The 18,669-nt window shown below is 71.6% G+C and carries 18 protein-coding genes and 1 pseudogene; 7 read left to right on the plus strand and 12 right to left on the minus strand.

The window, feature by feature from the left end; translation table 11 throughout:
* Nucleotides 1-3 precede the first annotated feature (3 nt).
* From AB0M99_RS03570 to AB0M99_RS03580, 3 genes are read right to left on the minus strand one after another with little or no spacing between them, the layout of a single operon-like run.
* Nucleotides 4-1,104, minus strand: a complete 1,101-nt coding sequence (locus AB0M99_RS03570; protein WP_365916983.1) for a glycine betaine/L-proline ABC transporter ATP-binding protein — start codon at nt 1,102-1,104, stop codon at nt 4-6.
* Nucleotides 1,101-2,702 (minus strand): GMC oxidoreductase, encoded by a 1,602-nt coding sequence (locus AB0M99_RS03575; RefSeq protein WP_365916984.1) that lies wholly within the window; start codon nt 2,700-2,702, stop codon nt 1,101-1,103. Before AB0M99_RS03575 ends, AB0M99_RS03570 begins: the two co-directional genes overlap by 4 nt.
* Before the next feature lie 15 nt (nt 2,703-2,717).
* Nucleotides 2,718-4,202: an aldehyde dehydrogenase family protein gene (locus AB0M99_RS03580; RefSeq protein WP_365916985.1), complete on the minus strand. Its 1,485-nt coding sequence runs from the start codon at nt 4,200-4,202 to the stop codon at nt 2,718-2,720.
* Between the two features lie 192 nt (nt 4,203-4,394).
* On the opposite strand from AB0M99_RS03580, the gene AB0M99_RS03585 reads away from it, so the two are divergent.
* Nucleotides 4,395-5,093 carry a 2-phosphosulfolactate phosphatase gene (locus AB0M99_RS03585; protein ID WP_365916986.1) on the plus strand — a complete coding sequence of 233 codons (699 nt, stop codon included), beginning with the start codon at nt 4,395-4,397 and terminating at the stop codon, nt 5,091-5,093.
* On the plus strand, nt 5,090-5,662 hold the full coding sequence (locus AB0M99_RS03590) for a GNAT family N-acetyltransferase (RefSeq protein WP_365916987.1): 573 nt from the start codon (nt 5,090-5,092) through the stop codon (nt 5,660-5,662). The genes AB0M99_RS03585 and AB0M99_RS03590 overlap by 4 nt, the downstream gene beginning before the upstream one ends.
* A 108-nt stretch (nt 5,663-5,770) precedes the next feature.
* Here the strand turns inward: AB0M99_RS03590 and AB0M99_RS03595 are convergent, their stop codons facing one another.
* Entirely contained in the window at nt 5,771-5,950 is a 180-nt protein-coding gene (locus AB0M99_RS03595) for a hypothetical protein (RefSeq protein WP_365916988.1), read from the minus strand.
* Nucleotides 5,951-6,126: 176 nt separating this feature from the next.
* Here AB0M99_RS03595 and AB0M99_RS03600 point away from each other — a divergent pair, with 176 nt between their 5' ends.
* Entirely contained in the window at nt 6,127-6,489 is a 363-nt protein-coding gene (locus AB0M99_RS03600; RefSeq protein WP_365916989.1) for an STAS domain-containing protein, read from the plus strand.
* 3 nt (nt 6,490-6,492) lie between these two features.
* On the opposite strand, the gene AB0M99_RS03605 is transcribed toward AB0M99_RS03600, so the two are convergent.
* From AB0M99_RS03605 to AB0M99_RS03630, 6 genes are all read right to left on the minus strand, one after another.
* Entirely contained in the window at nt 6,493-6,978 is a 486-nt protein-coding gene (locus AB0M99_RS03605) for a DUF6328 family protein (RefSeq protein WP_365916990.1), read from the minus strand.
* A gap of 73 nt (nt 6,979-7,051) precedes the next feature.
* The gene (locus tag AB0M99_RS03610) at nt 7,052-8,419 is read right to left on the minus strand and encodes a mycothione reductase (protein WP_365916991.1); all 1,368 of its coding nucleotides are present in this window, start codon (nt 8,417-8,419) and stop codon (nt 7,052-7,054) included.
* Between the two features lie 154 nt (nt 8,420-8,573).
* Nucleotides 8,574-8,729 (minus strand): DUF6131 family protein, encoded by a 156-nt coding sequence (locus tag AB0M99_RS03615; protein ID WP_365916992.1) that lies wholly within the window; start codon nt 8,727-8,729, stop codon nt 8,574-8,576.
* A gap of 52 nt (nt 8,730-8,781) precedes the next feature.
* Complete coding sequence (locus tag AB0M99_RS03620; protein ID WP_365916993.1) at nt 8,782-8,937, minus strand: DUF6131 family protein; 156 nt, start codon at nt 8,935-8,937, stop codon at nt 8,782-8,784.
* Between the two features lie 131 nt (nt 8,938-9,068).
* Entirely contained in the window at nt 9,069-9,398 is a 330-nt protein-coding gene (locus AB0M99_RS03625; protein ID WP_365916994.1) for a plasmid stabilization protein, read from the minus strand.
* A gap of 93 nt (nt 9,399-9,491) precedes the next feature.
* Nucleotides 9,492-9,860 carry an STAS domain-containing protein gene (locus AB0M99_RS03630; protein WP_365916995.1) on the minus strand — a complete coding sequence of 123 codons (369 nt, stop codon included), beginning with the start codon at nt 9,858-9,860 and terminating at the stop codon, nt 9,492-9,494.
* Nucleotides 9,861-10,062: 202 nt separating this feature from the next.
* On the opposite strand from AB0M99_RS03630, the gene AB0M99_RS03635 reads away from it, so the two are divergent.
* Together AB0M99_RS03635 and AB0M99_RS03640 are read left to right on the plus strand one after the other, a co-directional pair.
* Nucleotides 10,063-10,236 (plus strand): CsbD family protein, encoded by a 174-nt coding sequence (locus AB0M99_RS03635; RefSeq protein ID WP_365916996.1) that lies wholly within the window; start codon nt 10,063-10,065, stop codon nt 10,234-10,236.
* 213 nt (nt 10,237-10,449) lie between these two features.
* The gene (locus AB0M99_RS03640; RefSeq protein ID WP_365916997.1) at nt 10,450-12,720 is read left to right on the plus strand and encodes a SpoIIE family protein phosphatase; all 2,271 of its coding nucleotides are present in this window, start codon (nt 10,450-10,452) and stop codon (nt 12,718-12,720) included.
* Nucleotides 12,721-12,753: 33 nt separating this feature from the next.
* Here AB0M99_RS03640 and AB0M99_RS03645 read toward each other — a convergent pair whose 3' ends face one another.
* Complete coding sequence (locus AB0M99_RS03645) at nt 12,754-15,660, minus strand: HAMP domain-containing protein (RefSeq protein WP_365916998.1); 2,907 nt, start codon at nt 15,658-15,660, stop codon at nt 12,754-12,756.
* 134 nt (nt 15,661-15,794) lie between these two features.
* On the opposite strand from AB0M99_RS03645, the pseudogene AB0M99_RS03650 reads away from it, so the two are divergent.
* A pseudogene (locus AB0M99_RS03650) lies at nt 15,795-16,652 on the plus strand (SigB/SigF/SigG family RNA polymerase sigma factor); the annotation flags it as partial.
* Nucleotides 16,653-16,699: 47 nt separating this feature from the next.
* On the opposite strand, the gene AB0M99_RS03655 reads toward AB0M99_RS03650, so the two are convergent.
* Nucleotides 16,700-17,245, minus strand: coding sequence for an ATP-binding protein (locus AB0M99_RS03655; protein ID WP_365916999.1), 546 nt, complete (start codon nt 17,243-17,245; stop codon nt 16,700-16,702).
* A gap of 197 nt (nt 17,246-17,442) precedes the next feature.
* Here AB0M99_RS03655 and AB0M99_RS03660 point away from each other — a divergent pair, with 197 nt between their 5' ends.
* A complete protein-coding gene (locus AB0M99_RS03660) occupies nt 17,443-18,417 on the plus strand; it encodes an anti-sigma factor RsbA family regulatory protein (RefSeq protein WP_365917000.1) in 975 nt (324 codons plus the stop codon).
* Nucleotides 18,418-18,669 lie beyond the last annotated feature (252 nt).

Raw genomic sequence — 18,669 nt, forward strand, 5'->3', positions numbered from 1 at the left:
GGGTCATGCCGCCACCCCCCGGCCGGCGGTGGCCGGGAGTCCGGCCACGACGGCGAGCAGCCCGGCGTCGTCCACGACCCCCAGGCAGCGGCCGTGGTCGACCACGCGGGCCGGGCCGCCGCTGAGGGCGACGACCTGGATGGCCTCGACCACGGTGGTGGCGGGGCCCAGTTCGGGTCCTTGTTCGGCCTCGCCGGCAGCGGCGGGGCGCATCGCGGTGCGAACCGTGAGCACCTGCTCGCGGGGGACGTCGCGGACGAAGTCCCGTACGTAGTCGTCGGCGGGCGAGCCGACGATCTCCTCGGGCGTGCCGAGTTGCACGATGCGGCCGTCGCGCATCAGCGCGATCCGGTCACCGAGGCGCAGGGCCTCGGCGAGGTCGTGGGTGATGAAGACCATGGTGCGGCCCTCTTCGTGGTGGAGCCGGGCGACCTCCTCCTGCATCTCGCGACGGATGAGGGGGTCGAGGGCGCTGAACGGCTCGTCGAACAGCAGCACTTCGGGGTCCGCGGCGAGGGCGCGGGCCAGGCCGACGCGCTGCTGCTGGCCGCCCGAGAGCTGGCCGGGGCGCCGGTCCTCCAGTCCTTCGAGGCCGACTTTGGCGACCAGTTCGGCGGCCTTGTGCCGGCGGTCACCGCGGCCGACGCCCTGGATCTCCAGTCCGTACGCCACGTTGTCGAGGACGGTGCGGTGCGGGAGCAGGCCGAAGTGCTGGAAGACCATGGCGACGCGGTGGCGGCGCAGGGCGCGCAGCCGGGTGGTGTCCATGGCCAGGACGTCCTCGCCGTCGATGGCGAGACCTCCGGCGGTGGGCTCGATGAGCCGGGTGAGGCAGCGTACGAGGGTGGACTTGCCGGAGCCGGAAAGGCCCATCACGACGAAGACCTCGCCCTTTCGGACGTCGAAGGTGACGTCGCGGACGGCCGCGGTGCAGCCGGTGCGCTCGCGCAGTTCGGCGGCGGACAGGTCGGCTTCGGCGGAACCGGGGACCTGCGCGGCCGCCTTCTGCGGCCCGAAGACCTTCCACAGGCCGTCCACCGCGAAGACGGGGGGCGCGGCGGGGCCGGTGGACCCGGCAGGGGTGGTGTTCTCCGTGCTGTTCACCGGGTACCGCCTTCCCGGGACAGCAGTTCGACTGCCTTTTCGCCGACCATGAGCACTCCGATCATCGGGTTGACCGCGGGCATCGTCGGGAAGACGGAGGCGTCCGCGATGCGGATGCCTTCGAGCCCGCGGATCTTCAGGTCCGGGCCGACGACGGCCCCGGGGTCGTCGACGGCGCCCATCCGGCAGGTACCGGCCGGGTGGTAGACGGTGTGCGCGACGGAGCGGGCATAGGCACTCAGTTCCTCGTCGCCGGTGATCTCCGGGCCGGGGCACACCTCGCGCCCCAGCCAGCCCGCGAGCGGCTGGGTCGCGGCGATCTTCCGGGCCAGCTTGATGCCGTCCACCAGGGTCCGGCCGTCGTAGTCGTCCGGGTCGGTGAAGTAGCGGAAGTCCAGGGCCGGTTTCACCTCGGGGTCCGCGCTGGTCAGGTAGAGGCGGCCGCGGCTGCGCGGCTTGGGGATGTTGGGGGTCATCGAAACCCCGTGCACGGGGCGCTCGTAGCCGATGCGCTCGGGGTTGTCGGTGAAGGGGACCTGGTAGAAGTGGAACATCAGGTCGGGTCCCGCGGAGTCGGGGTCGCGCCGGACGAACAGCCCCGCGTCGCTGTCCATCGCGGAGTTCTCCGGTATCGGGCCGTCGGTCTCCCAGACGATCACCGATTCGGGGTGGTCCAGCAGGTTCTCCCCCACCCCGGGCAGGTCGTGCACCGGCGGGATGCCGAGGGCTTCCAGGTCCGCGCGCGGGCCGATGCCCGAGTGCAGCAGCAGCCGCGGGGTGTCCACGGCGCCGGCGCAGACCAGCACCTCGCGGCGCGCGGTGACCAGGGACTGCGTGCCGTCCGAGGCGCGTACGTGGACTCCCCGCGCCCGGGTGCCGTCGAGTTCCAGGCGCTGCGCCCAGGTCTCCAGGAAGATCCGGAGGTTGGGGCGTTCGTCCATGACGGGGTGGAGGTAGGCCACCGACGCGGAGGAGCGCTTGTTGTCCTCGGGGTGGTAGGCGAGGTCGAAGAAGCCGGCGCCCTCGTGGAAGGGCTTGCGGTTGAAGCCCTCGACGCGCGGGACGCCCAGGGCGGACTGCGCGGAGTCGACGAAGTCCCGCGCGATGGCGTTGCGGTCCTTCTGGGCCACCGGGACGATGTTGTTGAGGAGCCTGTCGAAGTACGGGTCCATGGCGGCCGCGTGCCAGCCCTCGGCTCCCGCCCGCTCCCACTCGTCCCAGTCCGAGGGGAGCGGCTTGAAGGCGATCAGGGTGTTGTGCGAGGAGCAGCCGCCGAGGACGCGGGCGCGGCTGTGGCGGATGTGCGAGTTGCCCCGGGGCTGCTCGGTGGTGGGGTAGTCGTAGTCGAGTTCGCCGCCGAGCAGGCCCATCCAGCGGCGCAGGGTGAGCACTTCGGGGCGGTCGACGTCGCTGGGGCCGCCCTCGATGACGGCGACGGTGACGTCCGGGTCCTCGGTCAGGCGGGAGGCGATCACCGAGCCGGCGGTGCCGCCGCCGACGACGACGTAGTCGTACTCCTGCTCCTGCTTCGGGGCCGCGGGGGTGCGCGTGGGGGAAGGCGTGGGGGTGTGCGTGGGGGTGTGCGTGGGGGTGGTCATGGCTCTGCTGCTCCTTCAGCCCGCGAACCAGCGCACGGGGCGCGGGGCGAGGTTCTGGTACACGTGCTTGGTCTCGCGGTACTCGGCCAGTCCCGACGGGCCCAGTTCGCGCCCGGTGCCGGACTTGCCGAAACCGCCCCACTCGGCCTGCGGGAGGTAGGGGTGGAAGTCGTTGATCCAGACGGTGCCGTGGCGCAGCCGGCCCGCCACGCGGCGGCCGCGCCCCGGGTCGGAGGTCCACACCGCGCCGGCGAGGCCGTACTCGGTGTCGTTGGCGAGCGCCACGGCCTCGGCCTCGGTACGGAAGGTCTCGACGGTCAGGACCGGCCCGAAGACCTCCTCCCGTACGACGCGCATCCCGCGGTGGCAGCGGTCCAGCACGGTCGGCCGGTAGAAGTAACCGGGCCCCTCGGGCCGCCGGCCGCCGGAGCGGAGTACGGCTCCTTCGGCGAGGGCGGAGGCCACGTACTCCTCGGTGCGTTCGCGCTGGGCGGCGGACACCATGGGTCCGCACTCCACGTCCGGGTCGGTGCCGCGGCCGAGGCGGATCCGGTCGGCCCGGCGGGCGAGTTCGGCGACGAAGCGCTCGGCGGCGATCTCCTCGACGATGAGCCGGGAGCCGGCGGAGCAGACCTGGCCGCTGTGCATGAAGGCGGCGTTGAGGGCCTGGTCGACGGCGGTGTCGAAGCCTTCCTCGGTGGCGCAGGCGTCGGCGAAGACGACATTGGGGTTCTTGCCGCCGAGTTCGAGGGCGACCTTCTTGACCGAGTCGGCGGCCGCGCGCATCACCTTCGTACCGCTGGTGAGACCGCCGGTGAAGGAGACGAGGTCGACGGCGGGGTGGGCGGCGAGGCGGGCGCCGACCGGGTCGCCGGGGCCGGTGACCAGGTTCGCGACGCCGGCCGGAAGTCCGGCTTCCGCGAGCAGGCCGATCAGGGCCACCGTGGACAGCGGGGTGATCTCGCTGGGCTTGAGCACGAAGGTGTTGCCCGCGGCGAGGGCGGGGGCGATCTTCCAGGAGGCCTGCAGGAGCGGGTAGTTCCACGGGGTGATCAGGGCGCAGACCCCGACGGGCTCGTGGACGACGACGCTGTGGACGTCGGGGGTGCCGGCGTCGACCACGCGGCCCGCGCTCTCGCCGGCGACGAGGTCCGCGAAGTAGCGGAAGGCATCGGCTACGCAGTCGACGTCCACGCAGCCCTCCTTCAGCGTCTTGCCCGCGTCCCGGCTCTCCAGCAGCCCGAGGCGCTCGCGGTCGCGGTGGAGCAGGTCGGCGGTGCGGCGCAGCAGTGCCGCCCGCTCCAGGACCGGGGTCCGGGGCCACTCTCCGCCGTCGAAGGCCGCGCGGGCGGCGCTGACGGCCGCGTCGACGTCTGCGGTGCCACCCTCGGCGACGACGGCGAGGACCGTGGCGTCCGCCGGGTCGAGGACCTCTCGGGTGGCTCCTGATATCGCGGAACGCCATGTTCCGGCGATGTGGATGGTCGTCTGGTCGGACACGACTCGCTGTACCTCCGATTCCGGCACTGCGGCTCACCCGCAGTGGTGGTGCTCGTGGCCGCCTGCCCCCGTTCGCCGGAGCCATGTGCCATCCGTCACTGGAAGTGACGGGAGTCACTCCCCTTGCGGCGTCGATATGACGCGCGTCACTCGCGGGGTACTTCGGGTCGGGCGTGCACGATCATGATCGGAATGGACACTCGTTTCCTCGGCATCGCAGAGCTGACCGAAGCCCCCTCCGTGGCGGTCGTGGTCGACGTGATGCGTGCCTTCACGGTGGCTGCCTGGGCCTTCGGCCAAGGCGCGGAGAAGATCGTTCTGGCCGGGTCGCTGGACGAGGCCCTGGCGCTCAAGGCCCGCCACCCGGGCTGGATGGCGCTCAAGGACGGCGCTCCGGCGCCCGGGTTCGACATGGTCAACTCGCCCGGCATGCTGCGGTCCGCCGACCTTCGCGGACGGACCGTCGTGCAGAAGACCACGGCGGGGACGGTCGGCGCTCTTGCGGTCAAGGATGCGTCGTTGGTGCTGTGCGCCGGCTTCGTGGTGGCGGAGGCGACGGCCCGGCTCGTGCGGACGCGCCGGAGTGACAGCGTCACGTTCGTGGTCACCGGCGAGGACGGGCGGGCCGATGAAGACCTGGCCTGCGCCCAGTACATCGGCCGGAGGGTCACCGGGGCCGATGCGGATCCGGCCGAGTTCCTCCGCCGCGCCGCCGAGTCGCGTGCCGCCGTCGAGTTGGCGACGGGGGTGCGCCAAGGGGTCCATCCCGACGACGTTGAGCTCTGCCTCGAACTCGACCGGTTCCCCTTCGCCATGGCCGCGAGCCCGGAAGACTCGCTGATGGTCCTGCGCCCGTGCGCCGTGCCGCCTCATGACATCGTGCTGCCATGACCATTGCAGTGCGCCCCGCTTCGGACTTTGAGGACGTCCGTACCCTGGTCGGTCCGAAGTCGGCCGGAGCCAACGTCTGCTGGTGCCTGAGCTACCGGATCCCGTCCAAGCTCAACAACGAGCTCCGCGGACCGGCGCGAGGCGAGTACGTCGCCGAGCTGTGCCGTACCGGTCCCCCTCCGGGGGTGCTCGCCTACGACGGCGACGAGCCGGTCGGCTGGGCCGCCGTGGCGCCGCGCGCGGACACATCCTTCGCGCACAGCCGTAAGATCCCGCACGTCGACGACCTGCCGGTCTGGTCACTGTGGTGCATCCGCGTCCGCCCCGGCCATCGCAAGAGGGGCATCTCCCACGCCCTGATCGCCGGTGCGGTCGAGTTCGCCCGCTCCCACGGCGCGCCCGCGATCGAGGCGTACCCCCTCGACAGCGGGGACGCCAAGGTCGACCTGACGATGGCGTACGCCGGGATCCGGAAGAACTTCGAACGTGCCGGGTTCACCCACGCCGCCGACACCACCTCGGTACTGGCCGGTCATCCCCGGGTCCTGATGCGGCTCGACCTGCGCTGAAAAGCGGCTCGGCATCACGGGTGCCGTCGCGTTGGCCGTCACCACCCCTGCCTCCGCCTCGCCCACCATCCAGCCGCTGCCCGCGCCGGCGGCCTCGTACGCCCTGACCTAGTCCGGAGGCTCCGGCACCGGCGGGCGTTCGACGGGCGACGGCTGGTCGGGCGCCGGCCGGGGGTCGCGGGGCTTGGGGCCGGGAGGTGCGGGTACGGGCTCACGCGGCACCGGATCCGGGTTGCTCGGGACCGGTCCGGGGCCGTCGGGCTGCGGTTCGGTGGTCTTCCAGTCCATGCCGTTCACCTCTGATCTCCTGGCCTGGCCGTGCGCGGTCGTACGTGCCGTACACCGCGCACGGCGCCTGCCCCGCCGAACGTGCCCGAAACAACTACGGCCGTGCGCTTGGGCGGCCGGCGACCGGGTAGGCGCCAAAGACCCGCGGAATCCACGTCCGGAAGGGTGTGTGCGTGATGTCCATGGCCAAGGGAGAACGTTTCACCCTTGAGGCGCTCCCCCTTTCGGGTGCCACGGTCATGGTCATGTCGGGGGAACTCGACCACGACACCGCCGCGCCCTTCCAGCAGGTGTTCGATGCGCTGTGGCGGGACGGCGGGCGGCTGCTGGTCGACCTGAGCCACCTGGATTTCTGCGACTCCACGGGCTTGAACCTGCTGTTGCACGGCCGGCTCAAGCTCCAGGCGGCCGGCGGCAGCCTGGAGCTGGTCGGCCTGCACCAGCCCGTTGCCCGGATGTTCCACGTCACGGGCGCGGACCGGCTCTTCCGGACCCACACGGACGTGAGGACCGCGCTGGCGGCTCCCGGTGGGCCGTAGGTGTCATCTCTCGGCCGTGTAGCGGATGCGCGCCCACAGGGGCAGCGCGAACCAGCACAGCAGGTACCAGGCCAGTACGCCTCCTACGAGCCACGGCGCGAGGGCGTTGTGGGTCGCGACCCGCAGCACGAGGAAGAGGGCCGCGGTACAGGTGGCCAGCAGCAGCAGGAGTCCCGTGAAGGTGAGTCGTGCCGCCCACGTCACCGCCTTGGGCTTGATCCGCCGGCCCGAGACGATGCGGTGGAAGGCGACCGGCCCGATGAGCGCGCCGGTCGCGAGGGAGCCCAGTACCACGGTCACGATGTAGATCGTCTTGTCCGCCTGTTCGAGCCCGTGGAAGATGGGCGTGAAGACGACCGTGAGCAGGAATCCGAAGAGGATCTGGACGCCGGTCTGGGCGACGCGGATCTCCTGGATGAGTTCCTGCCACTGCCGGTCCGCGCGTTCCTCCACGGTCTCGTCACGTCCGGCCGCGTTGTCACCAGGCATGACGCCTCCTTGGAACGTCGTGTACGGCTGCGCCTACCCCGGGACGGCCACCCCATGCCCGTGCGCCGCAGCGTCACAGGCCGAGGTCGAGCAGGGCCTTCTCGACGAGCTCGGTGGGCGCCGGGTGGATCCAGTACGGGGACCTGGCGAGGGTGGACGCGTCGATGCCCAGGGTCATCGCCAGCACGAGGGGCTGGATGAGGGTGGCGGCCTGCGGGCCCATGAGGTGGGCACCGAGCAGGCGGCCGGTGCCGCGTTCGGCGAGCACCTTGCAGAAGCCGGTGGTGTCCTCCATCGCCCAGCCGTAGGCGACGTCCTCGTAGCGGGCCTCGCCCACCAGCGGGTCCAGCCCCCGGTCCCGGCAGTCCTGCTCGGTGGCGCCGATCGAGGCGACCTGGGGGCGGGTGAAGACAGCCGCGGGCACCAGCTCGTGGTCGGCCGCGATCAGGGCGTCCGGATGGCGGAGGTTGTGGGCGACGACTTTTGCCTCGCGGTTGGCGACGTGCCTGAGCGGCAGCGGTGTGCAGATGTCGCCGAGGGCGAAGACCCCCTCTGCCGTGGTCCGTTGGTGCGCGTCGACGACGATGCGGCCGTCGTCGTGGGTGTCGACGCCCGCGACGCCGAGGTTGAGACGGTCGCTGTTGGGCACTCGGCCCACGGCTACCAGCAGCATGTCCGCCCCGATGGTCGAAGCGTCGTCGAGGGTCAGCCGGATCGCGCCCGCACGGCCTGTGACGGCCGTGACCTCCCGGCCGAGCCTGAGGTCGTAGCGGGCACGGGCCAGTTCGGTGAACCGTTCGGCGACCGCCTCGTCCTGGGGGCCGAGGAGGCGGTTCTCCTTCTCGACGATGACGACGGAACTGCCCGCCGCGTCGAACACCTCCGCGAGCTCGGCCGCGATGTAGCCGCCGCCGAGGACGGCCAGGCGGCGCGGTGGCGCGTCGATCCGCATGACGGTGTCGGACGTCTCGTACGGCAGCGAGGAGTCCGCGACGGGCCCGGGAACCGAGGGGCGCCCGCCCGCGGCGATGACGATCTGCCGGGCGCCGATGTCGACGGGGCCGTCCGCGAGGTCGATCCGTAGCTCCCGCGGGCCGGTGAAACGAGCCCTGCCCTCGTACACGGTGACGTAGTCCGACTCCCGGCGGCCCCGGCGGCCCTCGTCCCGCTCGGCGTCCACGCGTCCGAACACCCGGTCGCGCATGGCCCGCCAGCGCACCGCGCGCAGCTGCGCGTCCACGTCGTACGTGCCGGCCGCGGCGACCGTCCGGGCCACCTGGGCGGTGTAGGCGAGCATCTTGCTCGGGATGCAGCCCGCGTTCAGGCAGGTTCCGCCGAACCACTTCTCCTCGACGATGGCCACGTCGAGACCGGCGAAGGAATCGTCGATGACGGCGTTGCCGGATCCCGCACCGATGACGACAAGATCGTGCTGACGCATCACGCCAGGCTACGAGGCCGGACCGCGCTGCGCGTGCCCGTGCCCGGGTCGTGAGCGCGCGTGTCGCGCAAGAGGTCCCGGGGCAGCACGTCGCGGCCGTGAAGAAGCGAGTCGGCGGTGGTGTTCCGCCAACTCGCCCCGGGCCGCGGTGCGACTACCAGTAATGGCGACGCCCTCCGACCGCGTGTCCGACGGAGCCGAGGATCCACAGCACGGCGCCGACGACGAGCAGGATGATTCCGATGGTCCACAGAATGGAAATCCCGAGTATGTAGCCGATGATCAGCAGGACGATTCCGAGGGCGATCATGACGTCTCCGATCTCTTGAGCCTCTGGTCGCGATGCAGTCGCGATGTACCGGTCACCAGTAGTGGGCTCGGCCGCCTACCGCGTGCCCGACCGACCCCAGGATCCAGAGCACCGCCCCCACCACGAGCAGGATGATCCCGATGGTCCACAAGATGGAGATTCCGGTCAGGAATCCGATGAGCAGAAGGATGAGTCCGGCGACAATCATGGTGTCCTCGTTCCCACGCCGGGAATTCGGCGGAACGGTTTGATCCGCCCTGGTTTCGCGTGTACCCGGGAATTCCGTCGGTATTTGCGGCTCGTCCCTGTGATTCCGCGGGCAGCGAATGCGCGCTCTCCTCAGCTGCCGCCGCCGAGGGCGCGCCGCAGCTGTTCCTTGTTCATCTTCGACCGGCCATCGATGTTGCGGTGCTTGGCTTCCTGGTACAGCTGGTCGTACGTGCGACCCTGGGCGCCGCTGTGCGAGCGGTGACCGCCTCGTTCGCCGGACGACATGTCCTCCAGCGAGAGCCGGCTCGCCGTCTTCGACTCGCCGTGACGCGCGCGCTCCTTGTTGACGGTCCGGGCGGCGATCTCCTCGGCGCGCTTCTCGGACTCCCCCCGGTCGAGCGCGCTCTCCTTGATGTGCTCGTACTGTCGCTCCCGCTTGGGGCTGGATCCACGGGGCATGGCAGTGCTCCTTTCGGTCAGCGCGCGGCTACCCGCGGATGCCCGCCCCAACCCTTCGCGAGTGCCGGAGCGCGACGGCGCTCGGGCCCGCGATCAGTCCTGCTCGGCGGACCGTACGGAGTCCCGCACGACGAGGACGGTGTCGGCTCCGGTGATCGCGAACAGGTTCCGGAGCTGGTGCCCGGGCGCGGCGATGCGCAGGTCGGTGGTCCGGTGGACGCGGAGCAGCAGGTTCAGGAGGGAGGAGTCCCCGAACCGGATCCCGGAAGCGTCCAGGACCACCCGGCTGTGCGTGCGGGCCGCCTCGGCCAGGGCATCGGAGAGCGGTGCGACGGTGCTCAGGTCGAACTCGCCCCGGGCCTCGATAACACAGGTGCCGGGCGTCTCGTGGGAGACGGTCACTGCCACATCGGCCGGCAGCCGCGCATCCTCGGAGGAAAAGTCGTCACCGCCATCGTCCATGGCCCCGAGTATGCGTCCGTGACGCGGAGCAGGCGCTGCGGGGAGGCGGAAGGGCCCACGCCTTCACTCGTACGGGCCACGGCCCCCGCGCCCCCGGACCGTCGCGCGAAGTCGGTCGGCTCGGGAGGCATACACCGGTAGGTCCCGGGCAGTCGCGGCGCGTCGGAAGAAGCACAGCACGACCGAGAGGACCGGAACCGTCATGAGCAAGGCGAAGGCGAGAGCCAAGCAGGTCAAGGGCAAGATCAAGGAGACCGCCGGCGACGCGATGGACGACAAGCGCATGGAAGCGGAAGGCGCCGCGGAACGTCTGACCGGCAAGGCACAGGAAGTTGCGGAGAAGGCTGCGGACCAGCTGAAGAAGTCCAAGCGCTGAATCGCGGCTGCACCCCTTCCCGATTTCCCGATTCTCTTCCCCGTCCCCGCTACCCCACCCGCCCCGGAGCGGTCGTGCCCCACGACGGCCCCGGGGCGCTGTCGTTTCCCCGTTCGCGCGGCAGGCACGCGCCATCGCGGGTGCCCGCAGGGGCGGGCCGTAGACTCGGGCGCAGGGGATCCGGCTACCAGACGTGTCGCCACAGGAGCCGATATGACGTCGCCGTCCGCCGAAAGGCCCGCCCCGCAGGGGGCCGGGGAGCCGGGCGAGCACGCCCTGGCCGCGACGGTCACCGAGCTCGCGGCGGAGATCTCGGCCCTGTACTCCGACCGGGCGCGGCGCCGGATCCTCGATCTGGCCACGGGCGTGCTGGCGGAGCAGATGGGCACCTCTCCGGACGAGGCGGCCGACCATCTGGTGCGGCTGGCCGTGTCCACCGGGCTCGGGGCGGCGGACCTGGCCGCGGACATCGTCAATGCCGCCGCCGGGACGGTGGTCGTCGACACCCCCGGCGGTCAGCCCACGGCAACCTCGCGGGGCCGGCGGGCCCGGCGCAACGACATGGCGGTACTCGCCGCCGACAGTGCCTCGGCGGCGGTCGGCACCCTCCTGGAAGGGGGTCTGCGGCAGCTCGGCGTCCAGTCGCTCCTCCTGTGGCGGCGTTCCGAGACCGGCTGCCTGGAGTTGGTCGGCCACGGCGGAGTGAGCCTCCAGGAGGCGGCGCACTGGCAGTGGGTCCCGCCGGAAGGCCCGGGAGCGCTGCACCGGGTGGTGACCGGGGGTGAGCCGCTCTGGCTGCCCGGGGGCACGCTCCGGGGTGAGTCCCGGCTTCCCGGGTCCCCCGAGGCCGCGGCCCGTGCGATGCTCCCGCTGCGGCGGGAGGGCCGGATCTGCGGGGTCCTGCTGGCCGTCTGGGGCGAACCCACCACCCTGGACGAGCCGCTGCGCAGGAGCGTCACCGAGCTCTGTGGACCGGCGGCCCTCGTGCTGGACTGGGACACGGACGATGCGGGCGGCCCGGGCACCATGGCGGCGCTGCTGGACGTCCTGCCGCAGCCCGCGGCGATCGTCGACGCGACGCCGCAGGGCGCCGTACTGGTCGAGCACCTGAACCCCGCGGCCCACAGGGCGGTCGCCGGTGTGCACGACCCGCTCGGCAGGCCGCTTCCCCAGGTCTTCCCCTACGCCCACCACGGTCTCGTACGCCTCCTCGAAGAGGCTGCGAGCGGCCCCGGCCCTCGGTACGCGCCCTGCCTGCCGGAGGACGGGACCTCGCCGGGGTCGATGGCGCACGTCCGCGTGCTGTCGCTCGGGCGCGGCCGTGCAGCCGTGCTGTGGGACGCCGTGGACGACAGCCCCGTGCTCGCCCGCGTGCTCGGCCGGCTGGAGCGGGTCGCGTCCTTCGAGGACGACCTGCTGACGGGCCGCTCCCGATGGAGCGACCAGGCCTACGCCATCTTCGGCCTGGACCGTTCCGAGGACGCGCTACCGCTGCGCGAGCTCGCCCCGCGGCTGCACCCGGCCGATTCCGAGGCGCTGCGGGAGCTGCTGGCCGCCCTGACCGAGCGCCACGAGGGCGCCCACGCACTGTGCCGGGTGATCCGCGCGGACGGCGGCGTGCGCCATGTCCGGATCGCCGCCGAGCCCGTCCTGACCGGCGGCGCGCTCAGCGGCCTGGCCGGCATCTACCAGGACGTCTCCGCGCAGCACCGCACCGAGGTGGCCCTGAGCGCGAGCTTCGACCGGCTCAACGCGGCGCAGGCTCAAGCGGTCCTGCGCAACCGGGTCGTCCTCCAGCTCCAGGAGATGATCGTGCCCCAGGCGCCCGCACTGGAGGCCACGCCCGGGCTGGAGGTCGCGGCCCGCTACCGGCCCGCGGCCGAGGAGTACCGGGTCGGCGGCGACTGGTACGACGTCCAGGCGCTGCCGACCGGGCGGGTCCTGGTCACGGTCGGGGACACGGCGGGGCACGGGATGGCCGCCGCGACCGGCATGGTCACGCTGCGGGGCGCGCTGCACGGCTTCGGGTTCACCGGCCGGACCCCGGGCCGGCTGATGGAGTGGCTCAACGAGGTGGCCCTGCGCACGGCCGGGCAGCCGACGGCCACCGTCCTGTGCGCGCTGTACGACCCGGCCGCCCGCACCCTGCGGTGGACCAGCGCCGGGCACCCGCCGCCGCTCCTGCTGCGCGACGGGCGGGCCCGGCTGCTGGAGACGTCCCCCAACATCCTGCTCGGGGCACTGGCCGGAGCCTCGTACGAGGAGACGGTCACCGGGCTCCTGCCCGGCGACACCCTGCTCCTCTACACGGACGGACTCGTCGAGCGGCGGCGCGTGGAGCTGGACGAGAGCCTGGCGGTGCTGCGGCGGGTGGCGGAACAGCTGGGGTCCGGGTCGCCCGACGAGCAGGCGGACCAGCTGATGGCCGCGGTCAGCGGGGACACGGACGACGACACGAGCCTCGTGGTGGTCCGCGTGACGTGACCCGCCCGGGCCCCGGCGCCCGCGGGAGCAGGTTCAGCGGTCGGTCAGGCACGTCCGGACGACCTCGATCAGCTGGTCGCCGTCCACCGGCTTGGTCACGTACTCCGTCGCCCCGGCGGCGAGCGCTTCGGCCCGGTCGTCGGCCATGGCCTTGGCGGTGACGACGATGACGGGCAGGCCGGCGCGGCCGGGCATCTGCCGGATGGCGCGGGTGGTGGCGTACCCGTCGAGGCCCGCCATCATCAGGTCCATCACGACCAGGTCGACGTCGTCGCGGCTGCTGAGCAGGGCGATCCCGGCCTCGCCGTTGTCCGCGCTCAGCACTCGGATGCCGGCCGATTGCAGCACGGCCCTGAGCGCGAAGACGTTGCGGGCGTCGTCGTCGACGACGAGTACGGTGCGGCCCTCCAGATCCGTGGCCGGCCGCCTCGGCCCGTCCCCCGGCGACCGGGCGTCGGCCTGGTCCGTGCCTACGGGCCCGGCCGGCGCGGACCGGCCGGCGTGCACGGGCAGGTACAGGGTGAACCGGCTGCCCTGGTCCTCCACGCTGTCCACGCCGATGGCACCGCCCAGCAGCCGGGCCACTTCGCGGCTGATGGACAGCCCGAGCCCGGTTCCTCCGTAGGCGCGCGCGGTGGTGGCATCGCCCTGCTGGAAGGCGCCGAACACCGACTCCAGGCGATCGGCGCGGATACCGATACCGGTGTCGGTGACGTGGAAGGCGACGGCGTCACCGATGTCGCCCGCGGCGGCCGGCAGGTCGGCCGCAGCGGCCCGCTCCACTCTCAGGGCGACCCGGCCGGACTCGGTGAACTTGAGCGCGTTGGACACCAGGTTGCGCAGCACCTGGCGCAGCCGGGACTCGTCCGTGGTCAGTTCCTCGGGCACGCCGGGGGCCGCGGTCACCAGGAACTCCAGTTTCCGCTCGTCCGCCACGGGCCGGAAGGTGGCGTCGACGTAGTCGAGCACCTGGCGCAGCGGGACCGGTTCGGGGTGTACGTCCATCTTGCCCGCCTCGACCTTGGACAGGTCGAGGATGTCGTTGATCAGTTGCAGCAGGTCGGATCCGGCGGAGTGAATGACGGTCGCGTAGTCGACCTGCTTCTCCGTCAGATTCCCTTCCGGGTTCTGGGCGAGGAGCTGGGCGAGGATCAGCAGGCTGTTGAGCGGGGTGCGCAGTTCGTGGCTCATGTTGGCCAGGAACTCCGATTTGTACATGGAGGTGCGCGAGAGCTGCTGGGCCCGGGCCTCCAGTTCCTGGCGGGCCTGCTCGATCTCCAGGTTCTTGCGCTCGATGTCCCGGTTGCGGTCGGCGAGCAGCGCCGCCTGGTCCTTCAACTCGGCGTTGGAGCGCTGTAGTTCCTGTTGTCCGCTCTGGAGTTCCTGGGATCGCGAGCGCAGTTCGGCGGTGAGCTGCTGGGACCGGTCCAGCAGTTCGTCGGTACGGGCGTTCGCGATCAGGGAGCGGACGTTGACGCCGAGCATTTCGGTGAACTGGTCGAGGAAGTCGCGGTGCAGGGGGCGCAGCGGGCGCAGGGCGGCCAGTTCGACGGCGCCCAGGACCTGGTCCTCGGCGACGATCGGCAGGACGACCAGGGTGGTCGCGTCGGTGGCTCCGGTGCCGGAGGCGATGGTCGCGTAGCCGGGCGGGATGTCTTCCACGGTGATGGCGCGGCGGCCGGCTGCGGCCTCGCCGACGAGGGACTGGCCGATCCGGAACCGGCGGGGGCCGGTGCCCGGGTCGTCCGGCAGTCCGTAGGTGGCCATCGCGACGAGCTCCGTGCCCTCCGGGCCGTCCTGCGCCAGGAAGAAGCTGCCGTACTGGGCGTTCACCAGGGGCGGCACCTCGCGCATGATCAGCTGGGCGACGGCGGGGAGTTCGCGGATCCCCTGGATCTGCCGCGAGACGCGGGCGAGGCTGGATCCGAGCCATTCCTGGTCCTCGTTGGCCCGGGTGGTGGCGCGCAGGGACTCGACCATGGCGTTGATGTTGTCCCGGAGCTCGCCGACCTCGCCGGGTGCCTCCACGGTGATCGAGCGGGTGAGGTCCCCCTCGGCGACGGCGCTCGTCACCTCGGCGATGGCGCGGACCTGCCGGGTGAGGTTGCCGGCCAGCTCGTTGACGTTCTCGGTGAGGCGCTTCCAGGTGCCGGAGACGCCGGCGACCTCAGCCTGGCCTCCGAGCCGGCCCTCGCTGCCGACCTCGCGCGCCACGCGGGTGACCTCGGCGGCGAAGGAGGACAGCTGGTCGACCATGGTGTTGATGGTGGTCTTGAGCTCCAGGATCTCGCCGCGGGCGTCCACGTCGATCCTGCGGGTGAGGTCGCCCCTGGCCACTGCGGTGGTGACCTGGGCGATGTTGCGCACCTGGTTGGTGAGGTTGGTGGCCATCGAGTTGACGTTGTCGGTGAGGTCCTTCCAGGTGCCGGAGACGCCGCGGACGGTCGCCTGCCCGCCCAGATTGCCCTCCGTGCCGACCTCGAAGGCGACGCGGCTGACCTCCTCGGCGAAGGCCGAGAGCCGGTCGACCATGGTGTTGATGGTGTCCTTGAGCTCAAGGATCTCACCGCTCGCGTCCACCCTGATCTTCTGGGTGAGGTCGCCCCTGGCCACGGCCGTGGCGACCTGGGCGATGTTGCGCACCTGCGAGGTCAGGTTGTCGGCCATGCTGTTCACGCCCGTGGTCAGCTCGCGCCAGACGCCGCCGGTACGCGGAACCCGGGCGTGGCCGCCGAGCAGGCCCTGGCCGCCGACCTCCTGGGCCACTCGGGTGACCTCGGCCGTGACCAGGGACAGCTGGTCGACCATACCGTTGTAGACGGCGGCGATCTCGCCCGGGAGGCCGGCCGCGTCGTCCGGGAGCCGGGTGCTCAGGTCCCCGTCCCGCACCGCGGTGAGCCCGGCCAGCAGCTTCTCCAGAATCCGGTCGGAATCGTTCATATCGGACCTCGCTGCGATCCACTGTGACACGAGAAGGGGTCATTTCGCCCCGCGAGGGGTATATACCGCTCGGGAAGACGACGACGGCCCCCGCTGCGCCTGTCAGCTGCAGCCCCAGCCGTCGGAGGTTTCACATGTCACCCATTTCCCGCGACACCGCGGACCCCCTCCATACCGAGGTCCTCCCGGACTCCCTCCGCGCCCTCGTCCCCGAGCACCCGGTCAGCGTGAGCACCGCGGACGCCCGGCCGCTGTCGGCCGCACTGTTCCGGCGCCTGAAGACCCTGGAGGAGGGCACTCCCGAGTACTCCTACGTGCGCAACACCCTGGTCGAGCTCAACCTCAGCCTGGTGAAGTACACGGCCCGTCGCTACCGCGCACGCCGCGAACCGCTGGACGACATCATCCAGGTCGGCACCATCGGCCTCATCAAAGCCATCAACCGGTACGACGTAGAACGCGGGATCGAATTCGCCACGTTCGCCATCCCCACCATCACCGGCGAGATCAAACGATTCTTCCGTGACACCAGCTGGTCGGTGAAGGTTCCCAGGCGCCTGCAGGAGCTCAGGCTCGACATCGCCAAGGCGTGCGACGCCTTCGAACAGCGGCGGGGCCGCCGGCCGACCGAGCACGAACTGGCGCAAGGCCTCGGAATCACGGACGCGGAACTGACCGAGGGCCTGCTGGCCAGCAACGGCTACACCGCCGGCTCCCTGGAGGCACCTGTCGACGAGGACACGAACGTGACGCCGCTGCTGTCCTCGCTCGGCAGCGAGGAGGCGGCGTACGACCGCATCGAGTGCCTGGAGACGCTCAAGCCCCTGCTGGCCTCGCTCGGCGAGCGCGACCGGCAGATCCTGGCTCTGCGGTTCGGCGAGGAACTCACCCAATCCGAGATCGGCGACCGGCTCGGCCTCTCCCAGATGCACGTCTCCCGGCTGCTGAACCGGATCATGCAACAGCTGAGGACGGGCCTTCTGACCGACGAGCCGACCGGTGCCCAGACCGACGCGGACGTTCGCGCCGATCGCGCCGATCAGTCCGACGGCCATCCGGGACCGCGGCCGGACAGGAAGCCGAGCCACCCCGCGCGCGGCCGGCCGCCGTCGCCGTCGCCGGACCACGGCGGCGAGGAGACCTCCAGCCACACGCACTTGCCGCCGTCCACCGGGACCGAACCCCACTCCCGGGCCAGCCGCTCCACGATGAGCATGCCGTGACCTCCCGGCAAGGACGGATCGGGCCTCGGGCGCACCGTGGGAGCGACCGGGCTGTTGTCGGTCACCTCGATCCGCAGCCGCGGTCCGGCGCGGTGCAGTTGGAGCGCCCTCGGACCTCCGCCGTGCAGGCAGGCGTTGGCCACCACCTCGGACACCAGCAGCAGCACGTCATCGACTGCTTCGGCGGCATCGGCGGCATCGGCGGCATCGGCGGCATCGGCGGTGTCTGCGTCGGCGTCACGGGACGCCCAGCTCCACTCCGTCAGCGTCCGGCGGACGAAGTCCCGGCACTGACCGACAACACCCTCGGTGCCGTTCAGCACCAGGCGGCGGCTCTGATCGAGTGGCGGGCGCTCGCCCATGATGCTCCTCCGCTACCTGGCTCACCGGTGCTGCGCCCGGCCGGCGCTTCCTCCACGTCAGCGTGCACCGGGAAGAGCCGCATTCTCGCTCCGTTCGCGCCTACCCCGGCGTACGCCGGCCCAATCGGGCCGTCCGGGGCAGAGCCCGGGAAGGGATCGCCATGACCGACGGGGGCGCCCGAGCCGTGAACGGCCGAATGACGTCTGCGGGGCCCTTCCGGCACCCTGCGTTCTTCTACCGGGGCGAACGCGAGTACGTGGCCGCCGTGGTGCCGTTCATCCGCGACGGCACGGAGGCCGGAGAGCCCGTCGCCGTGGCCGTACCGCCGGGGAACCTCGAACTGATCAGGGCGGAGATCGGCGACCCGGATCCGGACCCGGACCCCGGGGCGCCCGGTGTGCGCTTCCTCGACATGACGCAGGCGGGTCGCAACCCGGGCCGGATCATCCCCAGGGTTCTCCGGGCCTTCGCCGACGCCCGAGGATCCGGGCACGTCCGTATCGTCGGGGAACCCGTGTGGCCGGGTCGTACCCCATTGGAGTACCCGGCGTGCGTCCAGCACGAGGCATTGATCAACGCCGCCTTCCGCGGTCGTGACGTGACCATCCTGTGCCCGTACGACGCGGACCGCCTGCCCGCCGAGGCGCTCGCCGACGCTCGGGTCACCCATCCGACCGTCATGGAGGACAGCCGCGAGCGGGTGAGCGGCGCCTTCTCCCCCACCCGCGCTCTCGCGCGGGGCAACGAACCGCTGCCCCATCCCGAGGGCGCCCCCGCCTTCGACTTCGACGAGGGGCTTCTGCACGAGGCGCGACTCTTCGCCGACCGGACCGCCGCACGCCTCGGCGCGGCCGACGAGGGCCGTGCGGCGGTTTCGCTGACCGTCGCCGAGCTGACGACGAACAGCGTGGTGCACGGCGGCGGGCGGGGGACCGTGCGGCTCTGGATCGAAGAAGGTCAACTGGTGTGTGACGTAAGGGACATCGGGCTACTACGCGATCCGCTCGCCGGTCGCGTACCGGCCCCGGTCGAGCGGCCCGGGGGCCGCGGTCTGCTCCTCGTCAACGAGTTCGCCACGCTGGTCCGCATCCACACCGGCGCTGCGGGGACGACCGTCCGGGCCTACTTCGACTTGTGGCCGACGGCGCGGTGGCGGCCGCTCACGATCTGAAAATGTCACCATTCCTCGCACATTTCCGAGACCGGAACAGTCGCCCACGCGTGTTCTCGTAGCAGTGCGGTCTGCGGTGCGCGACCATACGGACGCCGATACGCCATGGCGCGCTGCGGGCGCGGGTCGCAATGCCCGACTCGGAATGCGGAAAGCGGAAAGCAGAGAGCGGGAAACGGAAAGCGGGAAGCGAGACCGGAAAGCGCCGAGCGCCAAGCGCTGAGCAGCCAGCAGGCGGAAACATCGAGACAG

It is taken from the genome of Streptomyces sp. NPDC051183, assembly GCF_040682455.1.
Classification (GTDB): domain Bacteria; phylum Actinomycetota; class Actinomycetes; order Streptomycetales; family Streptomycetaceae; genus Streptomyces.

Coding starts and splice junctions, on each gene's coding strand:
- AB0M99_RS03610 (WP_365916991.1), bottom strand. CDS start 8,419: ATGCGTCAGCACGATCTTGTCGTCATCGGTGCGGGATCCGGCAACGCC.
- AB0M99_RS03575 (WP_365916984.1), bottom strand. CDS start 2,702: ATGACCACCCCCACGCACACCCCCACGCACACCCCCACGCCTTCCCCC.
- AB0M99_RS03590 (WP_365916987.1), top strand. CDS start 5,090: ATGACCATTGCAGTGCGCCCCGCTTCGGACTTTGAGGACGTCCGTACC.
- AB0M99_RS03585 (WP_365916986.1), top strand. CDS start 4,395: ATGGACACTCGTTTCCTCGGCATCGCAGAGCTGACCGAAGCCCCCTCC.
- AB0M99_RS03600 (WP_365916989.1), top strand. CDS start 6,127: ATGTCCATGGCCAAGGGAGAACGTTTCACCCTTGAGGCGCTCCCCCTT.
- AB0M99_RS03645 (WP_365916998.1), bottom strand. CDS start 15,660: ATGAACGATTCCGACCGGATTCTGGAGAAGCTGCTGGCCGGGCTCACC.
- AB0M99_RS03625 (WP_365916994.1), bottom strand. CDS start 9,398: ATGCCCCGTGGATCCAGCCCCAAGCGGGAGCGACAGTACGAGCACATC.
- AB0M99_RS03635 (WP_365916996.1), top strand. CDS start 10,063: ATGAGCAAGGCGAAGGCGAGAGCCAAGCAGGTCAAGGGCAAGATCAAG.
- AB0M99_RS03615 (WP_365916992.1), bottom strand. CDS start 8,729: ATGATCGCCCTCGGAATCGTCCTGCTGATCATCGGCTACATACTCGGG.
- AB0M99_RS03660 (WP_365917000.1), top strand. CDS start 17,443: ATGACGTCTGCGGGGCCCTTCCGGCACCCTGCGTTCTTCTACCGGGGC.
- AB0M99_RS03655 (WP_365916999.1), bottom strand. CDS start 17,245: ATGGGCGAGCGCCCGCCACTCGATCAGAGCCGCCGCCTGGTGCTGAAC.
- AB0M99_RS03640 (WP_365916997.1), top strand. CDS start 10,450: ATGACGTCGCCGTCCGCCGAAAGGCCCGCCCCGCAGGGGGCCGGGGAG.
- AB0M99_RS03605 (WP_365916990.1), bottom strand. CDS start 6,978: ATGCCTGGTGACAACGCGGCCGGACGTGACGAGACCGTGGAGGAACGC.
- AB0M99_RS03630 (WP_365916995.1), bottom strand. CDS start 9,860: ATGGACGATGGCGGTGACGACTTTTCCTCCGAGGATGCGCGGCTGCCG.
- AB0M99_RS03620 (WP_365916993.1), bottom strand. CDS start 8,937: ATGATTGTCGCCGGACTCATCCTTCTGCTCATCGGATTCCTGACCGGA.
- AB0M99_RS03595 (WP_365916988.1), bottom strand. CDS start 5,950: ATGGACTGGAAGACCACCGAACCGCAGCCCGACGGCCCCGGACCGGTC.